The organism is Desulfonatronum parangueonense (assembly GCF_054656975.1).
This window is the reverse complement of sequence record NZ_BAAHXH010000003.1, coordinates 2,175,145-2,193,634: the sequence shown is the minus strand read 5'-3', so window position 1 is coordinate 2,193,634 and position 18,490 is coordinate 2,175,145. Positions and strand designations below refer to the sequence as shown.

At 58.4% G+C, this 18,490-nt stretch carries 14 protein-coding genes; 8 read left to right on the top strand and 6 right to left on the bottom strand.

Translation table 11 applies throughout. The features are described from left to right. Positions 1-3: 3 nt before the first annotated feature. On the top strand, positions 4-285 hold the full coding sequence (locus ACYQ15_RS10030; protein ID WP_459939571.1) for a DUF1016 N-terminal domain-containing protein: 282 nt from the start codon (positions 4-6) through the stop codon (positions 283-285). Here ACYQ15_RS10030 and ACYQ15_RS10025 read toward each other — a convergent pair. Then, positions 204-428 (bottom strand): hypothetical protein, encoded by a 225-nt coding sequence (locus ACYQ15_RS10025; RefSeq protein WP_459937372.1) that lies wholly within the window; start codon positions 426-428, stop codon positions 204-206. The genes ACYQ15_RS10030 and ACYQ15_RS10025 overlap by 82 nt on opposite strands. A gap of 279 nt (positions 429-707) precedes the next feature. Between ACYQ15_RS10025 and ACYQ15_RS10020 the strand changes: the two genes are divergently transcribed. Continuing rightward, positions 708-2,831 (top strand): response regulator, encoded by a 2,124-nt coding sequence (locus tag ACYQ15_RS10020; RefSeq protein WP_459937371.1) that lies wholly within the window; start codon positions 708-710, stop codon positions 2,829-2,831. Between the two features lie 34 nt (positions 2,832-2,865). Continuing rightward, positions 2,866-6,678: a PAS domain S-box protein gene (locus tag ACYQ15_RS10015; RefSeq protein WP_459937370.1), complete on the top strand. Its 3,813-nt coding sequence runs from the start codon at positions 2,866-2,868 to the stop codon at positions 6,676-6,678. Between the two features lie 140 nt (positions 6,679-6,818). On the opposite strand, the gene ACYQ15_RS10010 is transcribed toward ACYQ15_RS10015, so the two are convergent. Further along, the gene (locus ACYQ15_RS10010; protein ID WP_459939570.1) at positions 6,819-7,211 is read right to left on the bottom strand and encodes a type II toxin-antitoxin system VapC family toxin; all 393 of its coding nucleotides are present in this window, start codon (positions 7,209-7,211) and stop codon (positions 6,819-6,821) included. Next, a complete protein-coding gene (locus tag ACYQ15_RS10005) occupies positions 7,207-7,455 on the bottom strand; it encodes a FitA-like ribbon-helix-helix domain-containing protein (protein WP_459937369.1) in 249 nt (82 codons plus the stop codon). The genes ACYQ15_RS10010 and ACYQ15_RS10005 overlap by 5 nt, the downstream gene beginning before the upstream one ends. Before the next feature lie 516 nt (positions 7,456-7,971). On the opposite strand from ACYQ15_RS10005, the gene ACYQ15_RS10000 reads away from it, so the two are divergent. The 3 genes from ACYQ15_RS10000 to ACYQ15_RS09990 all read left to right on the top strand — a co-directional run bounded on the left by ACYQ15_RS10000 (position 7,972) and on the right by ACYQ15_RS09990 (position 11,621). Beyond that, positions 7,972-9,573, top strand: coding sequence for an ATP-binding protein (locus ACYQ15_RS10000; protein ID WP_459937368.1), 1,602 nt, complete (start codon positions 7,972-7,974; stop codon positions 9,571-9,573). A gap of 309 nt (positions 9,574-9,882) precedes the next feature. Then, on the top strand, positions 9,883-10,929 hold the full coding sequence (locus ACYQ15_RS09995; RefSeq protein ID WP_459937367.1) for a linear amide C-N hydrolase: 1,047 nt from the start codon (positions 9,883-9,885) through the stop codon (positions 10,927-10,929). Positions 10,930-11,171: 242 nt separating this feature from the next. Then, positions 11,172-11,621 (top strand): GxxExxY protein, encoded by a 450-nt coding sequence (locus ACYQ15_RS09990; protein WP_459937366.1) that lies wholly within the window; start codon positions 11,172-11,174, stop codon positions 11,619-11,621. A 118-nt stretch (positions 11,622-11,739) separates the two neighbouring features. Here ACYQ15_RS09990 and cbiQ read toward each other — a convergent pair whose 3' ends face one another. Together cbiQ and cbiM are read right to left on the bottom strand one after the other, a co-directional pair. Continuing rightward, a complete protein-coding gene (gene cbiQ / locus ACYQ15_RS09985) occupies positions 11,740-12,501 on the bottom strand; it encodes a cobalt ECF transporter T component CbiQ (RefSeq protein WP_459937365.1) in 762 nt (253 codons plus the stop codon). Beyond that, positions 12,498-13,142 carry a cobalt transporter CbiM gene (gene cbiM / locus ACYQ15_RS09980; RefSeq protein ID WP_459937364.1) on the bottom strand — a complete coding sequence of 215 codons (645 nt, stop codon included), beginning with the start codon at positions 13,140-13,142 and terminating at the stop codon, positions 12,498-12,500. Before cbiM ends, cbiQ begins: the two co-directional genes overlap by 4 nt. Positions 13,143-13,619: 477 nt before the next feature. On the opposite strand from cbiM, the gene ACYQ15_RS09975 reads away from it, so the two are divergent. Then, positions 13,620-14,924: a transposase gene (locus ACYQ15_RS09975; protein WP_459937363.1), complete on the top strand. Its 1,305-nt coding sequence runs from the start codon at positions 13,620-13,622 to the stop codon at positions 14,922-14,924. Between the two features lie 274 nt (positions 14,925-15,198). Continuing rightward, a complete protein-coding gene (locus ACYQ15_RS09970) occupies positions 15,199-16,323 on the top strand; it encodes a KamA family radical SAM protein (RefSeq protein WP_459937362.1) in 1,125 nt (374 codons plus the stop codon). Between the two features lie 58 nt (positions 16,324-16,381). Here ACYQ15_RS09970 and ACYQ15_RS09965 read toward each other — a convergent pair whose 3' ends face one another. Then, complete coding sequence (locus ACYQ15_RS09965) at positions 16,382-18,382, bottom strand: alpha-1,4-glucan--maltose-1-phosphate maltosyltransferase (RefSeq protein WP_459937361.1); 2,001 nt, start codon at positions 18,380-18,382, stop codon at positions 16,382-16,384. Positions 18,383-18,490: the final 108 nt, after the last annotated feature.

Genomic DNA, 18,490 nt, shown 5'->3' with positions numbered 1-18,490 from the left:
CAGATCGGCCGCGATATTCTGACCAGGCAGGCCAAGCAGGGCTGGGGGGCCAAGGTCATTGACCGGCTGGCCCATGACCTTCGCAACACCTTTCCGGAAATGAAAGGTTTCTCTCCTCGAAATCTAAAATACATGCGCGCCTTTGCCGAGGCGTGGCCTGAGGCTGAATTTGTGCAAGAGGTGCTTGCACAATTGCCGTGGTATCACCACATCGCCTTGCTCGACAAATTGAAAATACCTGATGAGCGACTCTGGTACGCACAACAGGCAATCACCAACAGGTAGCGGAATATGCTGGTGATGCAGATCGAGTCGGCTTTCTGAAGCGCCAGAGCAATGCGCTCACCAACTTCAACCTCCACCTGCCCAAGCCGCAATCCGGCCTGCTCCCAACTGAAAACGCCGGCAAAGTCGTCACTCCACACCATTGAATTGTTGAACCTGGCTCTTTGACTTCTACCATTTTTTCGTCTTATGAAAAAAAGGAGTTATCGCTCCAGCAGATAAAAACATGATCCTGTTTCATCTTCGGAAAGCCTCATCACATTGGACCCGCTGCCTTATGCCAATAAAATGATGGCTCAGAATTGATTGATGCATTGACGTGCTGCGTCTTGTATTCCTACAAGCATCGCTTATGCAGGGGCAGGCTCCCTTGCCCGGCCTGCCGGATTTGCGACCTTGAAGATACCGAGGAGGGAGATCTCATGGACGGCATTTTTGAAGACCAGATGCGGCTCCTGCGAGAGCGTGCCGAGACCCGCCTGGTGGATGCGAGCAAACCCGTGGGCGACCTTTCCACGGACGAAATCCAAGCCTTGCTCCACAACTACCAGGTGCAGCAGATCGAACTGGAGCTGCAAAACGAGGAGCTGCGCGCCGCTCAGGCCCAACTGGAGAACGCCAGAGACCGTTTTGCCGCATTGTTCAACAATGCGCCGGTGGGCTACGTGATCCTGGACGAGCACGGCGTGATCAACCAGGCCAACGACACCTTCGCGACAATGGTCGGACAGCTGCCACACCAAATCCAGGGCAAATCACTGGCCGGCTTCCTGATCGACTCGGATCGTCCGGTATTTCATGGACGGTACACCGCCTTTTTTCGTCATCCCGAGGGCAAGCGCCTTGACCTGGCCTTGAACGTGGCCGAAGGGGCATTGCACGTTCGTTGCGTCGGGCGGGGGGAACAAGTGCATTCCGGACGATCGGATGAGGCCGGAAGGCGTCTGTTGCTGCTGGTGGTCAACGACGTCACGGACCAGATCCGGGCCGAGGAGACGTCGCGGGAAAGCAGGGCCTTTTTGAACATGCTCCTGCAAACCGTCCCCATCCCCGTGTTCTACAAGGACCGAAACGGGCGCTTTCAAGGAGCGAACAAGGCGTTTGAAGACTTGTTCGGCCAGGGCATGGCCCAGTTGGATACGGCTTTCGGTTTTTCATCATTTGCTCCGTCCGCAAGCGTTGCGGCCAAGACCGCTCAGGCGCCTTTCCAATCAGGGGTGCAGGTTGTGGAGTCCCAGGTGGTGGACACCAATGGCGTGGTGCGGGACGTGATCGTGCATCAGGCCGGTCTGGCGGACAAACAGGGGCGGCTCACCGGCCTGGTCGGAGCGGTGCTGGACGTCACGGATTTGAAACGGGCCGAGCAGACCCAGGTCCAGGCCAGGGAGTCGGTAGAGATCGCCTCGCACCTCAAGGACGAATTCATGACCACCATGCGCCATGGACTGCATTCGCAGTTGCACGGGGTCATGGGCATGCTCCAGTACCTGCTGACGACAACGCTGGATCGGGAACAGCGTGAATTCATCTCCATGGCCGTGGCCGCCTGCACCCAGTTGGCCCGCCTGCTCAAGGACCTGATGGATGTTGCCGCCTTGGACGCAGGACAGATTCAGCCCCGGGAGGTGGAGTTCAGGGTCGAGGACCTCTGCACCGCCCTGACCGATGCCTATGCCGGGCTGGCCCGGGAAAAGGGGTTGAGCCTGGATTGCTTCGTGGACGAGACCATGCCACCCCGACTGGTGGGGGACGAGGCGCGGGTCCGTCAGATCATGCACAATCTGGTGGCCAATGCCGTCAAGTTTACCGAACAGGGCGGCGTTCGCGTGGACATGGCCAACCTTTCCCCTGGTGATCACGGCAAGGTGCTGGTGCTGTTCACCGTCACCGACACGGGCATCGGCATTCCGGACGAGCGCCAGCGAACCCTGTTCGCGCCGGTGGTCCGGGGCGACGCGCTGTACCGGAATGGCCGTCCAGGGCTGGGGCTGGCCGTGGTGCGTCGACTGGTGGACCTGATGAGCGGAAACATCTCCATGGAAAGCACGCCGGGAGAGGGGACGACCATGAATGTTTCCATTCCCTTCAAGCTGCCCGAGGATTTTGCCTCCACCACGTTTTTGACCGACCCCGGCCGCTGGAAGGTCAACAAGGGGCTGCGTATTCTCCTCTGCGAGGACGATGCCTCCAATGTTTTGCCGGTGCGGATGTTCCTGGAAAAGGCCGGGCACGAGACCACCGTCGTGGACAATGGCCGGAAAGCGATGAAGCTGCTCGCGGCCAATGATTTCGACTGCATCCTGATGGACATCCAGATGCCGGTACTGGACGGTTTGGAAGCCACGCGACTGATCCGCTCGTCCACAACCATCGGACCAAAGAAAAATATTCCGATTATTGCCATGACTGCCCACAATGCCCTCGAGGAGCGTGAGAGGTGCCTGAACACCGGCATGAACGCCTACCTGACCAAGCCGGTGCGCATGGCCGACCTGCAAGGGGTGCTGAACGGCATCAAGCCGGCAGCCCGAAATCTCGTCGGCTGAGACGAGACGACCGCATCCTTCCCAAGGAGAACTGATGACCGACCTTGCCCGCCGCGGCCCAGCGCAGGCCGAACAGCCGGACCAGGATCAGCGAGCCGCAACCCCTTCCGCGTCCTCCTCTTCCAGTCCGCATCGCCTGCGTGATCAGGCGCTCAAGCGGATCAACCGGGTGGATCTCGGCGACTTGAGCGATCTGTCGCCCGAGGAGACCCGCCGGCTGCTGCATGAGCTGCTGGTTCACCAGGTGGAACTGGAAATGCAGAACGAGGAGCTGCGCCAGTCGCGGCAGGAACTGGAAACCTCCCGGGCGCGGTACTTCGATCTCTATGACCTGGCGCCGGTGGGCTACTGCACCATCAGCCGGCGGGGCGTGATCCTGGAGTCCAACCTGACCATGGCCGATCTGCTGGGGGTGTCCCGGGGCAAGCTGGTGCGGAAAAACTGGATCAAATATCTGTTCCAGGAGGATCGTCCCGTCTATTTCTCCCGGATCAACCATCTGTATGCCCACGAAGAGCCGCAACAGTTCGACGTACGCCTGGTCCAATCCTCCGGGGACACCGTCTGGGTGCGCATTGCCGCGGCCCTGAGCGAGGATCCTTCCGGCGCAAAGCATTGTCGCATCGTGATCAGCGACATCTCACGGGAAAAGGAGCTTGCCGCCCAGGTCCATCACCAGCGGGACGAGCTGGCCGACGCCTTGAACCGGTTCATGCGCATCGTGGAATGCGTACCGGGCGTGGTGTACCGCTTTCAGCGCTGGCCGGACGGGCGCATGGAATTTCCGTTTATCAGCGGCCGGTTCACGGACATCACCGGCATCCCACACACGGACGCGGCCAAGGATATCGGGATGGTCTTTGCGATCATCCATCCTGAAGACTATCAGCGTATCATGAACAGCATCATCGATTCCATGGTGAGTCTGGACCTCTGGCGGGAACAGTTTCGGCTGTTCCGGTCGGACGGAAAAATGCTCTGGCTCCACGGCGAAGGCATTCCGGAAGCCCAGCCAGACGGCAGCGTGCTTTGGCACGGCTATCTTCAGGACGTCACCGAACGCGTCCAGACGGAGGAGATGCTATACCTTACCTTCGAGCGCTATCGCCTGATCGTGGAAAACGCCAACGAGGGCATCCGGATGCTGGATCAGAACCGCCGGATCGTGATGGTGAACAACAAAATGGCTGAAATGCTCGGCTATCCTTCAGATGAAATGATCGGCGCTCCGGCCCAGAATTTTGTCCATCCAGGCGATCGGATCCTTTTTGACGCAATCTGGAAGGATCGTCAGGCCGGTCTTCGCGGGAGGTATGAGCTGCGCATGGTTCACCGGGACGGCCAGTCGGTCTGGGCCTCCATTTCCTCCACCCCCTTGTTTACCGAACAGGGCCTGTTCAAGGGCTCCTTCGCCATGGTCCAGGATATCAGCAAATTGAAAGCGGCCCAGGAGCTGTCCCGGGAACGGGAGGAGTTCCTGAGCTGCATCATTGACAACATCCCGGACATGGTGATCATCAAGGAAGCCGGGGAACTGCGCTATGTGCGCTTCAACACGGCAGGACAGGAGCTGCTGTGCATGTCCCAGGACGACCTGCTGGGCAGGACCGACTACGACCTTTTTCCCAGGGAACAGGCCGATTTTTTCATCGCCAAGGACCGGGAGGCCCTGAACCAGGGGCGGCTGGTGGTCGTCGACGAGGAGCCCATCGATACCCCGCGAGGTCGGCGACTGCTGCGGACCAAAAAGCTTCCCGTGCCGGACAAGGACGGCAAGCCGGCCTATTTGCTGGCCATTGCCGAAGACATCACGGAAAGCCGCATGATCCAGCGCCGGCTCGAGGAATACGCCGCCCAGGTGGACCAGAAGAATCGCGAGCTGGACGCGGCCCTGATCGAGGCCAGCCAGGCCAGCCGGGCCAAGAGTGAATTCCTGGCCAATATGAGCCATGAGATCCGGACTCCCATGAACGGCGTGATCGGGATGACGGACCTGCTTCTGGATACGGACCTGACCCCGGAGCAGCGGCGGCATGCCACGGCCATCCAGTGCAGCGCCGAAGCGTTGCTCTTTCTGGTCAACGACATTCTGGACCTTTCCAAGATCGAAGCCGGCCGAATGGAACTGGAAACCCTGGATTTCGACCTGCGGTCGCTGCTGGACGATTTTGCCGCGACCATGGCCCCGCGCAGCCACGTCAAGGGCCTGGAACTGATCTGCCACATGGCCCCGGACGTCCCGCCCCTGCTGCGCGGCGACCCCGGACGGCTGCGCCAGATCCTGACCAACTTGGTGGGCAACGCGGTGAAGTTCACGGAGCAGGGCGAGATCGAGGTCGGGGTGGAGGTGGCCCGGGATGGTGGGATGTCGGAATGCTGGAATTCTGGGTTGCTGGGATGCTGGGATGCTGGGATGCTGGAATGTCGGGATGCCGGGGTGCCGGAATGCCGGCATGTCGGGAAGGGTGGAGCGGGAAGAGGGCGGAGAAATGGTCAATTGTCGGCAATGACCGGCTGCGGAGCCGTCCTGCTCCGTTTCACGGTCCGGGACACCGGCATCGGGATTCCCGAGGACAAGCTCGACCTGCTGTTCACCAACTTTTCCCAGGTGGATGCATCCATCTCCCGCAAGTTCGGAGGCACGGGCCTGGGGCTGGCCATTTCCAGGCAGTTGGCGGAGTTGATGGGCGGCAAAATAGGCGTGCGCAGCCGGGAAGGGCAAGGTGTCTGCTTCTGGTTCACGGTCCGCTTTGTTCTCCAGGAGGCCCGGAAGGGCATTCAAGACGACACCGGGGACGGCGTCGGCAACGTCGCGGATCGCACGCGACTGAACGGACTGCGCGTCCTGGTGGTGGACGACAACGCGACCTGCGCCCGGGCCATGGTTCGCCAGATGACGGCCTGGGGCCTTCAGGTGCAGGCCGTGAACAACGGCAAGGCGGCCTTGGAGCTGTTGTCCGAGACGCACGGAAACGGTGCGGGGTATGATCTCATGGTCGTGGATTTCGATATGCCGGGCATGAACGGCCGGGAGCTGGGTAGTCGAATCCGTGGCGACCTTCGGTTCCAGGGCCTGCCCCTGATCATGATGACCCCTTTGGGTCAGGCGGATAGCGCCTTCCTGTGCACGAACCTGGGTTTCTCGGCCTGCCTGAACAAGCCCGTCCGCCTCGCGGAACTGCGCGAAGCCCTGATCATGGCTTTACGTCCACCGAATGACGCAGATCCTGCAACATGCCATCATGCCTCGCCGCCTCCCCAGAGCGTCGTCACCATGCCGCGTCTGTCCGGCCGCGTCCTGGTGGCCGAGGACAACGTGGTCAATCAGCAGGTGGCCCTGGGCATCCTGAAAAAGTTCGGCCTGACGGTCAACGTGGCGGCCAATGGCCTGGAAGTGCTCAAGGCTCTGGAAACCATTCCCTACGACCTGGTGCTGATGGACGTGCAGATGCCCGAGATGGACGGGCTGGAGGCAACCCGGATGATCAGGATGCTGGAAGAGAAGAATGCTGGAATGCGGGACTTCTTGGGTGCAGGAAGCCCAAAGGCGGATCAGGGTGCTGGAATTTCGGAACCCCGGCGTCAGGAGGCGGAGAGCAGGAACCGGGAGTCAGGTCATGGAGATGGGACTTCCCAGCTTCAGCCTGCAACCTTCATCCATCGATCTTACCGACGTCTGCCCATCATCGCCATGACCGCCGGAGCCATGGCCGAGGACCGGGAGCGGTGTTTCGCGGCGGGAATGGACGACTACCTTACCAAGCCCATCAAGCCGTTCGTCCTGGCCGAGATACTGGAGAAATGGCTGCCCCCGTTTTCCTCGCTTGAACCCGCCCCAGGTTCTTGATCCGGGCACACCAGTGCGGATCAGGCCGTGGATACTGACACGCATCTGCTCCAAGGCGGGCCCTGCCCGCAAGATTGGGGTCATACGCTTGTTCAAGTAAGCGCGCTTTGCGGCAAAATAATATACCCCAGGCTCTTCGGTTAAAGTCCTGTGAGAGACTTTGCAATCTTCGGAAACGCCTTGAGTAGCTTGGCGTCCATGGTTACCAAAGTCGCATCAAGCGCTTCCGCAACGGCCACGAACTCGCAGTCGTAGGATGAGCAGTCGCTGGCCTTGACGAGTTCGAGCACTTGCTTGGAGTCAGCCTCGTGCTCACAGCCACCAAGCAGCTGTTCAGCCTCCAGCTGTATGGCGCATGCCTGGTCAAAGCTCAGGGTTTTGCGGCGCAAGTACCCGGCAAGAATGTTGCGGAACTCGCTTCGCAACAAAATAGGGGCGTGCCAGTCGGGATCTCTTTCCAGGAGGCGCTCGGCCGCCTCGGTGAACTCGCCCGGAAGGTAGAGGCAGGCGAGTACATTCGAGTCCGCATCAATCAGGGCGGTCCTGCCGCTTGAACGTCTCGGTGTCGCTTGCCGGAAACTCGCCGGCCTTCAGTTCTGCCCGCAGTTCGCGCGCTCGGGCCAGGCGTTCGCCTGGTTTCACTTTGCCGGGCAAAAGGGCGGCCTCAAGACAAACGATCGCCTCGCTGTTCAGGCTGCGCCGGTTTGCCGCGGCTGCCGCCCTCAGGCGCATGTACACCTCATCGGGAATATTTTTCAGAGTCAGGGTCGCTGGCATGGTCGGCACCTCCTTGCAACCAATATGGTTCCGTAGTGGTTGGTTGTCACTTGGGTTGCGGGCTGAACTGCCAGTGGCCGTCTCATCATCCCCGCAAACAAACGAGCAGAAAATGGGGACAGTTGATTTATCGACACTGCCACCGGCTACTGCTCATCCTTTCCCCAAACCGCCCTCAAGGTCGTCCCTCAAGACCGCAAATCACGGAAAACGATGTCACGCTCAGCCCGCATGCTTCGTTCTGAAAAGCTGACCGTTTACCCGAGTTGAATCCAGCTTCGCCGGGCCTTGTGGCATTCAACAGAGCAAGCCACGTCATCTCTCGTACACGTTGCCTGGCCTGCCCTTATCCGGCGCGGACAAGGACAAACTTGTGCATCTGCCGCAAAAATACGCCGCCATGTTCTTCGGGGAGTCGTGATCCCGCGCGGTTCGGGATTGCGAGCCTTTTCGCTTCCAGGTATCCATGGTGATTGCCTTTCCAATGCGCGGACCAGTGAACGTCAAGGAGCAGTCATGGAAAAATTCTTCAACACCTCCGGGCCGGTCGTCCCGGCTGAACACTACGCCCTTGATCCGCTGCACAGGGTGGACTGGGATGAAGTCAATCACTTGATCCGGACCAAGCGCTATTTCGTGCTCCACGCCCCGCGCCAAACCGGCAAGACGAGCACGCTTTTGGCCATCATGGCCGAGCTGAACCAGGAAGGTCGGTTTGCCTGCGCCTACGCCAACATCGAGGGAGCCCAGGCGGCCCGAGGAGACGAGACCAAGGGTATTCCGACGGTGTGCAGCGCCATTGCCGGGTCCATCCGCCTGTATCTGGACCAGCCCGAAGTCTTTTCCTGGCTGAACACCATGGGTCGGGACCAGCCGGCCAACGATCTTCTCAAACAAATGCTGGAGCATTGGTCCCATATCTCTGCCAAACCGGTGGTTTTGCTGCTGGACGAGGTGGACGCCCTGGTGGGGAACACGCTGATCTCGGTGTTGCGTCAGATCAGGGCCGGGTACAATCAGCGGCCCGCGGCCTTTCCCCAGAGCATCATTCTCTGCGGGGTGCGGGACGTGCGAGATTATCGCATGCATGGCATGGGGGAAGAGATCATCACCGGTGGCAGCGCCTTCAACATCAAGGCCAAGTCCCTGCGTATGGGCAACTTCATTGAGGAGGAAGTCCGGGCCTTGTGGAGACAGCATACAGAGGCCACGGGTCAGATTTTTGCGTTGGAAATTTTCGACGAATTGTGGCTGGACACCCAGGGCCAGCCCTGGCTGGTCAACGCGTTGGGTTGTGAAGCGACCTGGGAAAACCGGGAAGCCCGAGATCGGGCCCGATCCATCTCTCTGGAGGATTACCGGGCCGCCCGGGAGCGGCTGATCCTGTCCCGGGCCACGCACCTGGATCAGCTCGCGGACAAGCTCAAGGAACCGAGAGTGCGCAAGGTGGTCGCGGCCCTGTTGTCAACGGAGCAGACCGAATTGCAGATGCCTGACGACGATTTGCAGTATGTCGAGGATCTGGGGCTGGTCACACGCAAACCGCGGGTTCATGTCAGCAATCGTATTTATCAGGAGATCATTCCTCGGGAACTCACGACAGTGACCCAGGACTCCATGCTCCAGGAAACTGACTGGTATGTCGGCCCGGATCGCCACCTGGACATACACAAGCTGCTGACCGCGTTCCAGCATTTTTTCCGGGAAAACGGCGAGAGCTGGGTGGAGCGGTTCGAGTACAAGGAAGCCGGCCCGCAACTGCTGCTCCAGGCCTTTTTGCAGCGCGTGCTCAACGGCGGCGGGCGGCTGAACCGGGAATTCGGCCTGGGACGTCGGCGTACCGACCTGCTCCTGGAATGGCCCCTGGACGAGGCCACGGGATTTTTTGGCACGGTGCAGCGGGTGGTCATCGAGCTGAAGCTGCTGCATGCCGACAGACCCCTGAAATCCATTCTGCCCACGGGATTGGAGCAGACCGCGGACTATGCGGACAAGTGCGGGGCGGACGAGGCGCATCTGGTGATCTTCCACCGTAATCCCGGCATGAGCTGGGAAGAACGGATCTGGACGCGGCGGGAGCGGTTCGGGAAATGGGATATTGCCGTGTGGGGGTGTTGAGAATCCAGGCTGCGCCTGGAGTGCATTGACCAAGGCCCGCCTTTTGACCCGGCGCTGCTCCATCGTCTATCCAGTTGTGCGAAAAGCGATACCGTCGTCATGCTCATCGAGCGCAAGTCAACGCCGCACATCGGAAACATCGTCAATGAGTGAACACGCTCACTGGCAGACCAGTTTCGGCCGATATAAGCGTCCAATTCAAGCAGCAACCCAACCCTCCCATCGGGCGGGCGTCCAACAAAGGAATAAAGGGTTGATCAAGTGTGTAAGCAGTTTTCGTGAAACTTCAGTTCAGAATAAAGGAGACCAATGATGAAAAGCAGAATACGTTTGCTCGCCTTCGTAAGCGCTTGCTTCCTGATTGTCGCAACATCAGCCGATGCCTGTACACGAGCAGTCTATCAAGGCCCGTATGACACGGTCATCACGGCCCGATCCATGGATTGGAAGGATGAGATTCCGGCTAATTTGTGGTTGTTTCCCCGCGGGATGGAGCGTCACGGGGCGGTCGGGCCCAATTCGATAACCTGGGTGTCTAGGTATGGGAGCATCGTGGCAAGCGCGTTCGACATATCCAGCGCCGATGGGATGAACGAGAGAGGTCTCGTCGCCAATCTGCTGTGGCTTGCCGAATCCGACTACGCGGACTACGGGCCGGATGACAAGGGGCTATCGATTGCCGCCTGGGTGCAGTATGTGCTGGACAACTTCGCCACTGTCGAGGAAGTGGTGGACGCGCTGCGAGCTGAAGAGTTTGTGGTAGTCTCGGCGGACATCCCGGGCACTGATCGGTTGGCCACGCTTCACCTGTCGGTTTCGGATGCCAAGGGCGATAATGCGATTTTCGAGTATATCGATGGAAAGCTCGTCATACACCACGATATGTCATATACGGTGATGACGAACTCACCCATTTTTGAACAGCAGCTCGCGTTGAACGAATACTGGAAGCAGATCGGAGGCCTGACCATGCTGCCAGGAACTAATCGTGCAGCCGATCGCTTCGTGAGGGCTTCGTTCTATATAGATGCCATTCCCAGGACAAGCGATCCAAGGGTGGCTGTCGCCAGCGTCTTCAGCGTGATCCGCAATGCATCCGTCCCCTTTGGCATATCCTCTGAAGATGAGCCGAATATCTCTTCGACCCGATGGCGATCAGTGTCCGACCAGAAGCATCTTGTCTATTATTTTGAGACCATCCTTACTCCCAACACCTTCTGGGTTGATCTCAAAAGGGTCGACTTTGATGAGAACGAACCGGTGCGGCGACTACGTCTCGAAGATAACGAAATTTATATGGGTGACGCCGTCAACTCGTTCGAGATTGCCGCGCCGTTCGAGTTCGCGGGCCTGTAGAGCGTTTTGGGGTCTGGTATGGCTCATGACTTCCGGTTCAAGCCGATCCGCTTCCCAGGTCATAAAAAAGGCGGATGGCGATGATTCGGTTAAAGTCTCGTCCCTCATCGGGAATATTTTTCAGAGTCAGGGTCGCTGGCATGGTCGGCACCTCCGTGCAACCAATATGGTTCCGTAGTGGATGGTTGTCACTGGGTTGCGTACCCTGAATCTGCTGATAACATATTGGAGTGTAACCACAGATGACGCAGATGAACGCAGATTTACAGAGAGATCCTGAAACTTATACCATCATTGGTGCAGCGATGGAGGTGCATCGGGAACTGGGCAATGGCTTTCTCGAAGGGGTGTATCATGATGCTCTGGAAATCGAGCTTGCCCGCAGAAACATCCCGGCCACTCGCGAGCACCCAATCCCCGTCACTTACAAGGGCCATGTGCTCGGTACTCCTTATCGGGCCGATTTCGTCTGCCACGGCTCCATCATCGTCGAACTCAAGGCGCTTAAGGCGCTCACTGACGTGGAATCCGCCCAGGTCCTCCATTATCTCAAAGCAACGGGTTTTGAACGCGCCCTTCTTATCAATTTCGCCACTTCTCGCCTCAGCTACAAGCGCTTCATCCAGTCGAAGGAGCATCAGCGCAAATCCGCGACATCTGCGGTTAACCTTCAAGCCGGGGATGCCCCCTGAAAGATCAGGGAGGGAATTGCAGATGACGCAGATGGACGCAGATGCAGGAATTTAAAGAAAATCTGCGTAAATCTGCGTCATCTGCGGTTAAAGAATCTTGGTGTTTTTCAACGAGCCGCTAGAGCCGGAATTCCAGCACGACCAGCATCAGGACCGTGGCGTAAACGGCGCACAGGCCGGCGATGTCTTTTCGGGTGGCCTTGAACTCCGCGGGTTTGCCTTCGGCATGGCCGTACCCGCGCAGCCGCATGGCTTTGTACACGCTCTGGGAACGTTCGTAGCTGCGCAGGATCAGGCTTCCGGTCAGCCAGGCCATGGTGCGGATGTTCTTCCAGGAGAAGGATTTTTCGGCATGGCCGCGCAGGCGCATGGAGATCCGCATTCGGCGCAGATCAGCCGACAGCACCTCGATGTAGCGCACCACCAGAAGGGCCATGTCCGCCATGATGTACGGCAGTCCCATGGCCTGGATGGCCTTGACGTTCACCAGGAGCGGGGTGGTGCCCAGAAAGACCACGGCCAAGGAGAGGATGCAGAAAAACCGCGTGGCCACGAGCAGAGCCGCCTGCAACCCTTCCGTGGTCACGCGCAGGCCGCGCCATTCCAGCAGCGCGGTGGAACCGCTGATGAACGGCAGGAACAAAACGAGAAAGAGAACGATCAGCGAAGGATAGCGCAGACGCCGCAGAAGCAGGCGGAGCGGGTATCCGGAAAGGAGGACGATGGCCAGGGTGATGCCGATCATTGCCGGCAGGACGCGAAGATTGTCGATAAAGGAAAAGGTGAAGGCCAGCAGGAGCAGGGCTGCGAGCTTCAGCCGCGGATCCCAGTGATGGAGAAAGGTGTATTGGTCCGTGCCGGTCATGGCCTGGGTGATCATACTCCCTCCAGAATGGCCGGGCTTGTCCGGAGCAGGAAAACAGCCAGCAGGGCTGTCAACGCACCCTCGAGCACCGCCAGCGGGATATGCGCCAGAACCAGGGCCATGATTGCCGTTCGTTCAGCCTGTACGCTGAGGTGGGCCGGCATGTTCGTGAAGAGGACCATGGAAAAGATCAGGACAGACAGGCAGATGCCGGTGAACCCGGCAAGAAAGCCGAAGACCGCTGTTCTGCGTGGACCTGCCGCCTGGGAACGACCTTTACGCAGATGAAAAATGCCATAGGCTGCCAGAGCCGGCAGGCCAAGGATCACGCCGTTGATGCCCAGGGTGGTCAGGCCGCCGTGACCGAACATCACGGCCTGGAAGAAAAGGCCGATAAGGATCGCCGGAAACGCGAAAGGCCCGAGCAGCGCTCCCAGCAAGCCGTTGAGCACCAGATGCACGCTGGCCGGCGGGATGGGGACGTGAATCAGGGAGGCGACGAAAAAAGCCGCCGTGAGCAGGGCGGCCTTGGGGATGTCCTCTCGCGGATCCTCGCGCTGCTTGATCTTGCGGATGCAGAGCCAGGCAATGGAAATGGAAACGGCGTATCCCCCCAGGGTGACAGGCAGGGGGAGAATTCCGTCGGGAATATGCATATCAGGTGTGCCTCCGGGATGATATTCTCAAATCGACGTAACTACATAGCTTCAGAACGGGAAGAGGTTAGCTTTGCACAAACTTGTGACAAGCATGACCTGGATACCCGCCTTCGCGGGAATGACTTGTTTTATGCCGTCTCCGGATCAGTCATACCCGCGAAGGCGGGTATCCAGCCCGGTTTTACTCGGATGAGCTGAGTAGTTACAAATCGACGGCAAATCGTAGACGAACCTAGTGCTTGGTATGAGTTTCTGTCAATTGTGTTAATCATGCTACTATATTTTTTTTCGTATATGAAATAAAATCCAATGATTCCACTTGGCATTGTTCTCCCAGCAATTCCCGCCAAAAATAAAAATTAAATTATAACAAATGGATATAAATTTCCAGGAAAATAGTTTTTCGTAAACTTTCTTGAAAATCAGTATACGTGCCTCTTTCTTAATTTCCATTGTACATTGAGGTTATCACGGATGCGCGACTCCTTCTCCCGCAAGCAACTCAGCATTCCTGGCCTGTTGCGTAAAGCCCGCCAATGCTTTGCCGCAATCCCTGATAAGTTAGGCTGCGACATACCGCTGGTGGACCACTTGATGGCGGGGCTGGCGTTATTTGGCCTCAAGTACCCTTCACTGCTTCAGTTCGACAAGGACGGAAGGCAAGGTACAACGCCCGCAAATCTCCAGTCGCTGTATGGCATCAAACGCCCTCCCTGCGATACCCGCTTTCGAGAGCGTCTCGATGAAGTCGATCCTCGCCAGTTGCGCTCCCTTTACAAGATTTTTTTGAGCATGCTCCAGCGCGGAAAGGGGCTGGAAGGGTTCAGCTATCTGGATGGGCACTATCTCCTCTCGTTGGACGGAACCGGTTATTTCTCCTCGCCAACCATCCATTGCGCGCAGTGCTGCGAAAAACACCACCGCAACGGCAAGGTCACCTACTACCACCAGATGCTCGGTGCCGTGCTGGTGCATCCGGACCATAAGGAGGTCTTTGCGCTCGCGCCCGAACCGATCCTCAAGCAGGATGGGGCTACAAAAAACGACTGCGAGCGTAATGCCGCCAAGCGGTTGCTGGAAGACCTGCGCCGCGAGCACCCTCACCTCAAGCTGATCGTCATCGAGGATGCGCTAGCCTCCAACGGCCCGCACATCCGCCAGTTGAAGGCCCAGGACATACGCTTCATTCTCGGTGCCAAGCCCGATGACCACAAGTACCTGTTCGACTGGGTCAATACAGTGCCTACCACCGTCGAATACACGGAGATTGATGAGGGCGGAACCAGCCATCGGTTTCGCTATCTCAACGGCGTCCCGCTCAATGACGCCAATTTCGACCTGGAGGTCAATTTTTTCGAGTATTGGGGGACCACCCCAAAGGGCAAGGTCGTCCATTTCTCCTGGGTGACCGACATCCTGATAACCCCTGCAAACATTATGGAGCTGATGCGAGGAGCCCGCGCCCGCTGGAAAATCGAGAACGAGACCTTCAATACCCTCAAAAACCAAGGCTATCACTTCGAACACAATTTCGGTCACGGCAACCAAAACCTCAGCACTGTGCTGATGCACCTGATGATGCTGGCATTTTTGATCGACCAGATCCAGCAACGCTGCTGCCGCTTGTTTCAGGCCGCCGTGTCTGCAGCGCAGGGCAAGAGCCGCTTTTGGCGGCTACTGCGGAGTGCTTTTGATCTCTGCCTGATTCCCGATTGGGAGACACTTTACCGCTTGCTCATCCATCGAACCGGCATCCCACTGACATGCGACACGTCTTAAGAGCTGGCTGTGATCGATCGTGTTCGACGTGAGGGTTTTTGTGAGAATTTTTGAGGAACAGCCAACCAGCTATCTAGCCACAATCCCGCGCCGCAACGCACGGAGGGCCCTGCTTTGCCTCCGCACTTGGCACGGGGGCGTTGGCGTGTGCAGAAGGGTATCAGAGCCGCGGAGCGGGAATTGCTGTTGTTCTCCTCTTCGGTTTGAATGTTCTTCAAGGTTCGGTTAAAGAATATGGTAAAGTCATATCGTTAACCTTCATCCAGGAGATTCAATGACCTACCCTGAATACATCACCAACCTTGATGACGTCGGCCAGATGCCCCAGGCGGACCGGGAACGACTGCGACCGGTCATGGAAAAGTTCGATTTTCTTTCCAATGAATACTATCTTTCCTTGATCGACTGGGACGATCCGGATGATCCGATCCGCAGAGTCATCGTGCCCTGCTCCGAGGAACTCGAGCAATGGGGGCATTTGGATCCTTCCAATGAAGCAAAATATTCGGTGATGCAGGGATTGCAGCACAAGTACGAGAGCACGGCAGTCTTCCTGGCCAGCGAGGCCTGCGGCGGCTACTGCCGTTTCTGTTTTCGCAAACGACTGTTCATTCATCCGGAGCAACGGAGTTTCTTGACGGATTTCGACGCGGCCTTTGACTATGTCCGTGCGCATAAAGAGATCAACAACGTGCTGATCACGGGCGGGGACGGGTTGATGCTGCCCACGGAGCGCCTGGAACGCATCGTCGCCGGACTGAGGGAGATTGATCATGTGCGGATTATCCGGATCGGAACAAAGCTGCTGGCGTACAATCCGTTCCGGGTGCTCAACGATCCCGAACTGATTCGGCTTGTCGAGCAATACAGCCTGCCGGACCGCAGGATGTACATCATGCTGCATTTCAACCATCCCCGGGAGATCACCAGCCGGAGCATCGAGGCCTGCGACATGCTGATGCGCGCCGGGGCCGTGTTGTGCAATCAGACGCCCATGCTGCGCGGGGTCAACGACAAGCCCGAGGTGCTGGGCGAACTCTTCAACAAGCTCTCCTTCATCGGCGTGCCGCCGTATTACGTTTTCCTCTGCCGCCCCACTACGGGCAACCTGCCCTTTGCCGTGCCCGTGGAGGAGGCGAATCATGTTTTTCAGACGGCAAGGAACATGTGTTCAGGCCTGGGCAAGCGCGCCAAGCTGACCATGTCCCATGCCACGGGCAAGATCGAGGTCCTGGCCTCCACCAATGATCAGATCATTTTTCGCTATCACCGGGCGGCGATTCCGGAGCAGAGCGGAGAGGTCGTGATTTGCAGGAAAAATCCCGAAGCGTATTGGTTTGATGATTACAAGGAAATAACCGAAGTCGTCGGTTTGGGCCATACCTGGCTCGAGGAGTGACGATTTAATGGAAGCGCGGCGCTCCGATTGGATTCGGAGCGCCGGAAATGGAGAAGAATCAGAGGAAGTAGTCGAAGTCCTGTTCCCGCTTCATGGTCCGCTTCAGGCTCAGGATGCGCGCCGGGAGGGAGTGGGGGTTGAGGGCCAGGATCGGATACCGGCTTTGCCAGATGAACCGTTCGCCGGTGAGTTCGTCAAACAGCAGGAAAGGCCTGCCTTCAGTCAGGCCGAGTTCTTCCATGGGCAGATTCAATTGTCCCGTCTGGGGCTGGAACGGGTCGAGGGTGACCACGATCAGCAGCGTATCCTCCCCGTCAGCCGAGTATTTCAAGTAACAGATGATGGAGTCGTTGTTCACGGGAACGAACAGCAGGTTGTCGGTGCGGTGCAAGGCGACGTGGCCGCGGCGGATGCGGTTGACCCTGGTGATCAGTTCCTTGAGATTTCCCGGCTGATCCCAGTTCCACTGCCGGCATTCATATTTCTCGGAGTGCAGATACTCCTCCTTGCCCGGAACGGCCTCGGCCACGCACAGTTCGAAGGTCGGGCCGTAAATTCCGTAACTGCTGGACAGGGTTGCCGCGAGGATCAGGCGGATAACAAAGGCAGGCCGGCCTCCGTACTGGAGGTATTCCGGGAGGATGTCCGGCGTGTTGGGCCAGAAGTTGGGACGGAAGTAGTCCCGCATGTCCGTGCGGGTCAGCTCGGTCATGTATTCGGTCAGCTCGTATTTGGTGTTGCGCCAGGTGAAATAGGTGTAGGACTGGGAAAAGCCCAATTTGCCCAAACGCCCCATGATCCTGGGCCGGGTGAAGGCTTCGGCCAGGAAAATGACGTCGGGCTGCTCCTTGCGAATGGTGGCGATCAGCCAGTGCCAGAAGGCGAAGGGCTTGGTGTGCGGGTTGTCCACGCGAAAAATGAGAATGCCCTTGTTGATCCAGAAGCGGACCACGTCGGCCAGCTCCTGCCACAGGTTCTCCCAGTCGTGGGTTTCGAAGTGGAAGGGCAGAACGTCCTGGTACTTTTTCGGCGGATTCTCGGCGTATTGCACGGTCCCGTCCGGCCGCCACTGGAACCAGTCCGGATGGTCCCGGACATAGGGATGGTCCGGGGCGCACTGGTAGGCCAAATCCAACGCGATTTCGAGCCCGTGGGAACGGGCCCGGGTAACGAGGTCGTCGAAATCATCCCAGGTGCCCAACTCCGGGTGCAGGGCGGTGTGCCCGCCTTCTTCCGCGCCGATGGCCCAGGGTGAACCGGGATCGCCGGGCTGTGCATCGGTGGCGTTGTTCTTGCCCTTGCGGTTGACGCGTCCGATGGGATGAATCGGCGGCAAATACAGCACGTCAAAGCCCATTTTCGCGATTTCCGGAAGCAGTCGGACCACGTCGCGCAAGGTTCCGTGTTTGTCGGGCTCCGGCGACCAGGAGCGCGGAAAGAGTTCGTACCAGGTGCTGTAGAGTGCCTTGGGGCGCTCCACGTAGAGACGCAGAACGCGCGGGTACGTGGTGATCAATTCCGGGTCGGGGCAGGCGTGGACAGCCTGTTGGAGCAGAGGATCCTCCAGGAGGGCCAAGCCGTGCTTGGCAGCAAGACCCTTTTCCAGCTCCGCGGCTGTCTCCTGAAGCAGGTTCGCCTTGTCCGAGAGTCCGTCGGCCTCAGCTTGTGCCGCTGTGGTGCGGAGCAAGGAGGCGGCAATGAGCAGATCCACGGAAACGTCCTGGCCGGCATCGAGTTTCTTGTGAATGCCGTGCAGCACCGTGCCGAAATGATCGACCCAGGCGTCCAGCGTATATTCGTATTCTCCCGGCGCTTCCGGAACAACACGCGCCTCCCAGAGATCGTTGGGCAGGGGCTTCATGGGATGGATTTCCCATGTTTCCGCGCCAAGGGGCCTGAAGTGCATACGGGCCTGGATCAGATCATGCCCGTCCGTAAAAATGTCGGCGCGAACGAGCAGGTCTTCCCCCGCGACCCGTTTCGCGGCAAACATGCCTTCCTCAATTTCCGGGCGAACATGTTCGATGACGATGCGTCGTCGTCCGTTGAATTGCTGCATGTTTCCTCCTGGATTTGGCTTTGACTTCAATATGACGTCCGTCAATGCGTGTGGTCTCGATTTTTACTGCAAGAAATCTTCATGCCGGATTCGTACCATCGAGTTTAT